The sequence below is a fragment of the Mycolicibacillus koreensis genome (assembly GCF_002104795.1).
Classification (GTDB): domain Bacteria; phylum Actinomycetota; class Actinomycetes; order Mycobacteriales; family Mycobacteriaceae; genus Mycobacterium; species Mycobacterium koreense.
In genome coordinates this window covers 48887-55554 of the sequence record NZ_NCXO01000028.1, presented here as the reverse complement: position 1 = coordinate 55554, position 6668 = coordinate 48887, and the positions used below count along the sequence as shown (strand labels likewise).

The 6668-nt window shown below is 68.7% G+C and carries 6 protein-coding genes and 1 pseudogene; 1 reads left to right on the top strand and 6 read right to left on the bottom strand.

The features are described 5' to 3' along the window. Nucleotides 1-79: 79 nt before the first annotated feature. The 3 genes and pseudogenes from B8W67_RS12905 to B8W67_RS12890 form a co-directional block, all read right to left on the bottom strand. A pseudogene (locus B8W67_RS12905) lies at nucleotides 80-265 on the bottom strand (transposase family protein); the annotation flags it as partial. 302 nt (nucleotides 266-567) lie between these two features. Beyond that, a complete protein-coding gene (locus tag B8W67_RS12895; RefSeq protein WP_163796998.1) occupies nucleotides 568-1227 on the bottom strand; it encodes an SDR family oxidoreductase in 660 nt (219 codons plus the stop codon). Then, nucleotides 1224-2105 (bottom strand): SDR family oxidoreductase, encoded by an 882-nt coding sequence (locus tag B8W67_RS12890; RefSeq protein ID WP_069393563.1) that lies wholly within the window; start codon nucleotides 2103-2105, stop codon nucleotides 1224-1226. Before B8W67_RS12890 ends, B8W67_RS12895 begins: the two co-directional genes overlap by 4 nt. A gap of 131 nt (nucleotides 2106-2236) precedes the next feature. Here B8W67_RS12890 and B8W67_RS12885 point away from each other — a divergent pair, with 131 nt between their 5' ends. Next, nucleotides 2237-3220: an Lrp/AsnC family transcriptional regulator gene (locus B8W67_RS12885; protein ID WP_085304368.1), complete on the top strand. Its 984-nt coding sequence runs from the start codon at nucleotides 2237-2239 to the stop codon at nucleotides 3218-3220. Between the two features lie 49 nt (nucleotides 3221-3269). Here the strand turns inward: B8W67_RS12885 and B8W67_RS12880 are convergent, their stop codons facing one another. From B8W67_RS12880 to pdhA, 3 genes are read right to left on the bottom strand one after another with little or no spacing between them, the layout of a single operon-like run. Continuing rightward, nucleotides 3270-4472, bottom strand: a complete 1203-nt coding sequence (locus B8W67_RS12880) for a dihydrolipoamide acetyltransferase family protein (protein WP_085304366.1) — start codon at nucleotides 4470-4472, stop codon at nucleotides 3270-3272. Continuing rightward, entirely contained in the window at nucleotides 4469-5494 is a 1026-nt protein-coding gene (locus B8W67_RS12875) for an alpha-ketoacid dehydrogenase subunit beta (protein WP_085304364.1), read from the bottom strand. Before B8W67_RS12875 ends, B8W67_RS12880 begins: the two co-directional genes overlap by 4 nt. After that, a complete protein-coding gene (gene pdhA / locus B8W67_RS12870) occupies nucleotides 5491-6588 on the bottom strand; it encodes a pyruvate dehydrogenase (acetyl-transferring) E1 component subunit alpha (RefSeq protein ID WP_069393567.1) in 1098 nt (365 codons plus the stop codon). The genes B8W67_RS12875 and pdhA overlap by 4 nt, the downstream gene beginning before the upstream one ends. Nucleotides 6589-6668: the final 80 nt, after the last annotated feature.

Below are 6668 nucleotides of genomic sequence, written 5' to 3'. Positions count from 1 at the left end.
GACAGCGGTCGAACGGCCGTGTCTGCGAACCTCGCGGAGGAACACCGCGCGGCGGCGACGATCGGCGCCGATAGTCACCGTCGTGCACGGTGTACCAACCGCAGCGGTAAGCACCGGCTACTGCGGCCACCGAACGGTCCTCGTCGAGTACCGCGGTGGCCATCATCGCCTTGGCCCGCAGGGTCACCCGCGCCCGCGCCGGGATTCCGGGCACATACACGGTGAACACCTTGCGCTCACAGACCATGCTGAGGCACAACCACCGGTACGGTCCCCGCCGAACTGGACCCCAAGCGCGGGACCCGGGTCATCCTGGCTCTGCTGCACGGCTTCGTCTTACAGCGCACCGCATTCGGCCTTGATGACACCGAAGGCTTCATCCACGACGTGCGCAGCCTGCTAACCGACCGCAGCCCTGGGGAGAGAACTCCGCACCCGGCCTGACTGGTGACCACCGACGCCCAAACCATCCGTCTAGTGCCACTCGATCGACCTACAATCACCCACACAACGAGCGGCGCCAACGTTGTCGGGCGGCCGTTACATCGCAGCCGCGACGCCGCTCTTTCACCAAGGTAGTCGATCACCTTGGTAGTCCACGAAATGGATGCCGGCCGTGCCGTCCAGCGCGTCGAGCACGTCGGTGACCGCGGGCACGCTCTCCGCCACCGACAGCAGCGCGCGTTCGGTGCCGATCTCGGTGCGCACCCAGCCGGGATTCATCGCCACGTAGGTGCGGTCGTCGTCACGACGTACGGCAACGCTCTTCAATCCCATGTTCAGCCCGGCCTTGCTGATCCGGTAGGTCTCGTGATGCGCATCGTCGTTGAGCGCGATACTGCCTTGGCTGGACGAGAGCACCACCAGCATGCCGCGGGGTGTCACGTGCGCGGCAACTCGATCGATGATCCGCAGCGGCGCAAGGGTATTGACCTCGAGTGTGCGCAGAAAGTCTCCGGCGGTGACCTCGCCCACGGGCCCCGCCGGCCCGGCGATGCCCGCGGAGACGATCAGCCTGTCGATGCCGTCCGGAAGTCGCTCCATCACAGTCTGCAGACCGTCTTCGTCCGTGGTGTCGAGCATTTCGATGGCGAAGTTCCCGGCCACACGGTCCGGCGGCGTCGTGCGAACGGTGCCGGTGACCGTCCAGCCTCGGCGCAGATGCTCTTCGGCCAAGCCGCGCCCGATACCTTGGGACACCCCGATCACAACGATGTTCCGACTCACGCGTGCACCGCTTTCCAGGACTCGGCGGTCTCGCGGGCGAACTCGGTATAGCTGCGCATGGGGCGACCCAGAATTTCCTTCAGTCGCTGATCGGTACCCGGCGCCGCAATCATCCCGTCACGCTGGAAGCGCCGGTACATCAGCCGCAGGTCGTAGGCAAGCCAGTTTGGCAGGATCCCGGCGAAGGTCGCCTCCATCCGATCGAGATCGTCGCCTCCGTACCGGATTTGGCGTCCCAGGATCGCCGACCAGATCTCCGCGATCCGATCGCCGCCCAGAATCTGGGGGGCGACGACGTCGAGTGTCACCGCGGGCGCGGCGGGCGCCGCCAGCCGGCGCAGCAGTTCCGCGGCCGCAACCTCGGCGAGGTCGCCGACGTCGGTGAACAGCGCCGCAGCGTTGCCGACCGGCGGGTCGTAGACGCCGTCGTGGATCAGTCGGTCTCGCAGCGCGAGATCGTTCTGCAGGTAAATGCCGGGCCGCAGCACCGTGGCGTGAATACCGAAGTCGGCCATCGCCTTCTCGACCGCAGCCTTGGCCGCGAAGTGCGGCGGGTCGGTGAAGATGTCGGCGTGGATGACCGACAGGTAGACCACCGCCTCGACGCCGGCGGCTCGAGCCAGGTCCAGGGTCTGCAGTGATCCGGTCAGCTCGTCGAGGGAGACCGGGCTGAGCAGGAACAGACCGTCGACGCCGTCCAGTGCGGTGCGCATGGCGGCGGTGTCGCTGAGCGAGCCCGCCACCACCTCGACATCCGCCGGCAGCGCGGAGGTGTCGGGGCGACGCGACAAGGTCCGCACACGTTCGCCACGGGCCAGAACTTCGGCGATCACATGTGAGCCAACCAGCCCGGTGCCACCGGTGATCAGCACGGTCATGTCGTTCCCCTTTCGAAGGATCTCGGTGCAACGCCGATACTCCGCCGTCCAGCCGACTGATCTCTAACCACAGCGGGGAGGTTGCGACATAACGTGCACGACGACATGTCGTCAACGGCAGAATCTTCAGGATGGATCGCATTGACCGACAAATCGTGCACTGCCTCCAGCGTGACGGCAGGGCGTCGTTCGACCTGATCGCCGACGTTCTCGGGGTCTCCCCTCAAACCATCGGACGCCGCTATCAGGCCCTGCGCCGCGACGGGGTGATCAAGGTGGCGACGGTGCCGGACCCGCGCACGTCGAGGGCACGCACCTGGTTCCTGCGGGTGGCGGTGGCACCGCGCGCCGCCGGGCAACTCGCCGAGTCGCTGGCCGCCCGCGACGATACCTCCTGGGTCAGCCTGGTGAGCGGAGGCGGCGAGATCACCTGCGTCTGCCGGATCGATCCACGGGACGCGGCGGAGAAGAACCTGCTCGACGTCTTGGCCCGCTCGCCTTCCGTGCAGACGGTTACCGCAGCGGCGATGATGCGGATGTATCTGGGTGGCAACGCCGAATGGGATGCGTTCGCCGACCCGCTCAGCGTCGAGCAGGTGGCTATGTTGACCCGCACCGCGGGCGAGAAGCCACCCGCGGACACGGGATCGGTGTCGTTGCGCCCCGACGACCAGCCGCTGCTTGCCGAGCTGGCACGTGATGGACGCGCGAAACCGGCCGTGCTGGCACGAACACTGGCCTGGCCCCGCTCTCGGGTGACCGCCCGGCTCAACGAACTGTTCGCGGCCGGCCTGCTGCACACCGAGGTCGACATCGCCGCGGATTTCTTCGACTCCAGGGCGGCCGCCTACATCTGGATGGCCGTCGCCCCAGGCGAACTCGAGGCCACGGGCACCGCACTCGCAAACAGGCCCGAGACCGCGTTCGCCGCCGCGGTGACGGGTCCGACAAACCTGATGTGCGCCGTGAACTGCCGCGACATGGACGCCCTGTTCGGTTACGTCACCGACGCCATCGGCAGCCTGGCCCCGGTACGCACCGCCGACGTCACACCCGTCGTCCGGCGCATCAAACAGGCGCACACCCACATGCGCCGCGGGCGACTGTCGCCCTGATCCGTGCGACTCAGGAGTGGTTTCTACCCAGCTCGACCCCCAACGAACGTCAGAGATCGGCGACGGCGGACGCGGGGTCTTCGATGAGTCCACGCAGGTCCGTGAGGAACGCCGCGACCTGCGCTCCGTCGAGGATGCGGTGATCGAACACGCACGTCAACGTCATCAACGGGGCGATCACCAGGGTGCCGTCGCGAACCGCCGGGCGCGGCCGCAGCGACCCCATCCCCAGAATCGCGGCTTCCGGCGGGTTGATGATCGGGACGCCCTCGTCGACGCCGAGGGCGCCGAAATTGGTCACGGTGAACGTCGAGCCCCGCAGCTCGGCGCGCCCCAGTGTTCCGCGTCGTGCTCCGTCGGTGAGCCGGGCGATCTCGGCGGCGAGATCGCGGGTGCCGCGCTGCTCGGCGTCGCGGATCACCGGAACCAAGAGTCCGCGTGAGGTGGCGGCGGCGAACCCCAGGTGCACACCCCGGTGATAGCGCACCCGCGGCCCGGCCGCACCACGCGAATCGGCCGCCCAGGTCGCGTTGAGGCTCTGGTGGCGGGCCAGCGCCATCACCGTCAGCCGCACCGTCAGCGCGAACACGGTGATGTCCGGGTCGTCGATGCCGTCGCGCAACTGCAGCAGCCGGGTGCCGTCCACTTCGACAGTCGCCGATGCAGCGGGAATCTCCCTGTGCGCCAAGCTCATCCGCTGGGCCATCGTCGCCTGAACCGCGCCGAGGTCGACCAGTTCGCCCTCGACGCCGGCCGCGGCGTCGAGCACCGCCTCCGTGGTGATCACCCCGGCGGGCCCGGGGTCGACGGTGGTCAGGTCGACGCCGAGTTCGGCGGCGAGCTTGCGGGCCGCCGGCTGGGCTCGGGGCCGCGACGGCATCGGGCGACGGCTGATGTCCAATCCGTCGTCGGTGCCGTACCCGACCAGCACCGGCCGGCGTTCCCCGCCGCCGCGCTCCTCGGGCCCGCCGCGGCGCGGTGCGTCGTCAACACCGCCGCTGACCGCGATACGTGCCAGCAACGAGCCGACGTCGAGGACCTCACCGGGCGCGCCGCGGATCTCCGCGATCCGCCCGCGGTAAGGGCTGGGGATCTCCACCTCGGCCTTGGCCGTCTCGACAGTGCACAACGGCGCGTTGAGGTCGACCTCGTCACCGACGCCGACGTGCCAGGCGGTGATCGTCACTTCCAGAAGGCCCTCACCGAGGTCGGGCACCAGAAACGACTCGACCCGTTCAGCGCCCGGGCTCACGGCGCCTCCATCACGCGTTGAACGCAGTCCATCAACCGATCCACACCCGGCAGCCAGGCCTTCTCCAACCGCGCCGGCGGATACGGCGTGTCAAATCCGGTGGCCCGCAACACCGGAGCCTCCAGCTCGTAGAACATCTCCTCGGCGATCCGGGCCGCCAGCTCGGCACCGAACCCCAGCGTTCGTGGCCCCTCGTGAAGGACCACGGCCCGGCCTGTGCGGCGCACCGAATCGGCCACCGTGGCGAAATCCAACGGGCTGAGACTGCGCAGATCCACCACTTCCAGACTCGGGCCCTGTTGCTCGGCCGCCAAGGCCGCCGCTGACATCGCGGTGGCGACCAGGCCTCCGTAGGTGAGCACGGTGACGTCCTCGCCGGCGCGACGGATGACGGCCCGACCGATCGGCGGTGCCGGTGTCGCCAGATCGACCGGTCCGGCCGTCCAGTAACGCCGCTTCGGTTCGAGATACATCACCGGGTCGGGGCACGCGATGGCGTGACGCAGCAGCCAATAGGCGTCGCCCGGCGTCGCAGGGGTGACGACCTTGAGCCCGGCCGTGTGCACCCAGTAGGTCTCGGTGGACTCCGAATGGTGTTCCACCGCACCGATTCCCCCGAAGGAGGGAATCCGCACCGTCACCGGCATCGCGATGTCTCCGCGGGTGCGCATACGGTATTTCGCCAGGTGGCTGACGATCTGGTCGAACGCCGGGTAGGAGAAGCCGTCGAACTGCAATTCGGGCACCGGGACGAACCCGCGGATCGCCAGGCCGATCGCGATGCCGATGATCCCCGACTCCGAGAGCGGGGTGTCGAAGCAGCGGCTGTCCCCGAACGTCTCGGACAGCCCGTCGGTCACCCGGAACACCCCGCCCAGGGCACCGACGTCCTCACCGAAGACCAGCACCCTGGTGTCGGCGGCCATCGCGTCGTGCAACGACCGGTTGATAGCGGCAACCATGGTCATGCTGGTGTCCGGCGGGCCCGCGCCGGACGCGGCGCGTTCGATGATCTCGGTCATGGCCCACCCTCCTTCGCCTGCTCCTGCAGAATCTGGGTGCGTTGGCTCACCAGTTCGGGAGTCGGATGGGCGTAGACGGTGTCGAACACGGTGGTGACGTCGAAGTCGGCAGCGTCGACGACCGCGGCGCGCAACTCGGTACACAGCTGTGCGGCTTCGGCGCGGACCTCGCTGTCGAACGGTTCGCTCCACAGTCCCCGCCGCTGAAGGTAACGCCGATAGCGCGGCAACGGATCACGGTCGTTCCATGCCTGGACCTCCGCCTGGTCGCGGTAGCGCGTCGGGTCATCGGAGGTGGTGTGCGGCCCGACGCGGTAGGTGATCGCCTCGATCAGCGTCGGTCCCGCCCCGGCTCGGGCCCGCTGCGCGGCCTGCGCCATCACCGCGTAGCACGCCAGGACATCGTTGCCGTCGACGCGGACACCGGGCATGCCGTAGCCGATCGCACGGTGCGCGATCGACGGGCCGGCGACCTGGCGGTCCAGCGGCACCGAGATCGCCCACTGGTTGTTCTGTACGTAGAACACGCAGGGCACCCGGTAGAGCGCGGCGAAGTTGAGCGCCGCATGGGTGTCGCCCTCGCTGGTGGCCCCGTCGCCGAGGAAGGCGACCGTCACGGTGTCGTCGCCCAGACGCTGGGATGCCATCGCCGCGCCGACCGCGTGCAGTGTCTGGGTGGCGATCGGGATCGATACCGGCGCACAGTGTTTGTCGGTGAATCCGATCCCGCCGTGCCAGCCACCGCGCCACACCGGCGCCATCTGCGCGGGGGTGAGGCCGCGGGCCAGAAAAACACCGAGCTCGCGGTACTGCGGGAACAACCAGTCGGTGTCGCGCAGCGCCAATCCCGCCCCGACCTGGGCCGCCTCCTGGCCGCGGCACGGCGCCACCAACGCCATCTCGCCTTGGCGTTGCAGGTTGACCAGTTCGGCGTCGAACTCTCGGGTGATGGCCATCAGCGCGTAGAGCCGGCGCAGGGTGTCCTCCGGCAGGTCGAGCGTGAACCGCCCATCGCCGGTTGGGGCGCCGTCGAGGTCGATGAGCTGCACGGGCTCAAGGTCGACGGCCTCTGGTGTGGTTGCTGTCTCGGCCATACCGCCTCCTCGGGGCGCAGCACCGATTATGCCAGCGGCACCCGGGGGTTCGGGCTCATCCGGGCGCGACCATCCCCAGG

What these genes read in the sequence shown, in the direction of transcription:
- pdhA (WP_069393567.1), bottom strand. Translation starts at nt 6,588, where the DNA reads ATGGCCGAGACAGCAACCACACCAGAGGCCGTCGACCTTGAGCCCGTG.
- B8W67_RS12885 (WP_085304368.1), top strand. Translation starts at nt 2,237, where the DNA reads ATGGATCGCATTGACCGACAAATCGTGCACTGCCTCCAGCGTGACGGC.
- B8W67_RS12890 (WP_069393563.1), bottom strand. Translation starts at nt 2,105, where the DNA reads ATGACCGTGCTGATCACCGGTGGCACCGGGCTGGTTGGCTCACATGTG.
- B8W67_RS12875 (WP_085304364.1), bottom strand. Translation starts at nt 5,494, where the DNA reads ATGACCGAGATCATCGAACGCGCCGCGTCCGGCGCGGGCCCGCCGGAC.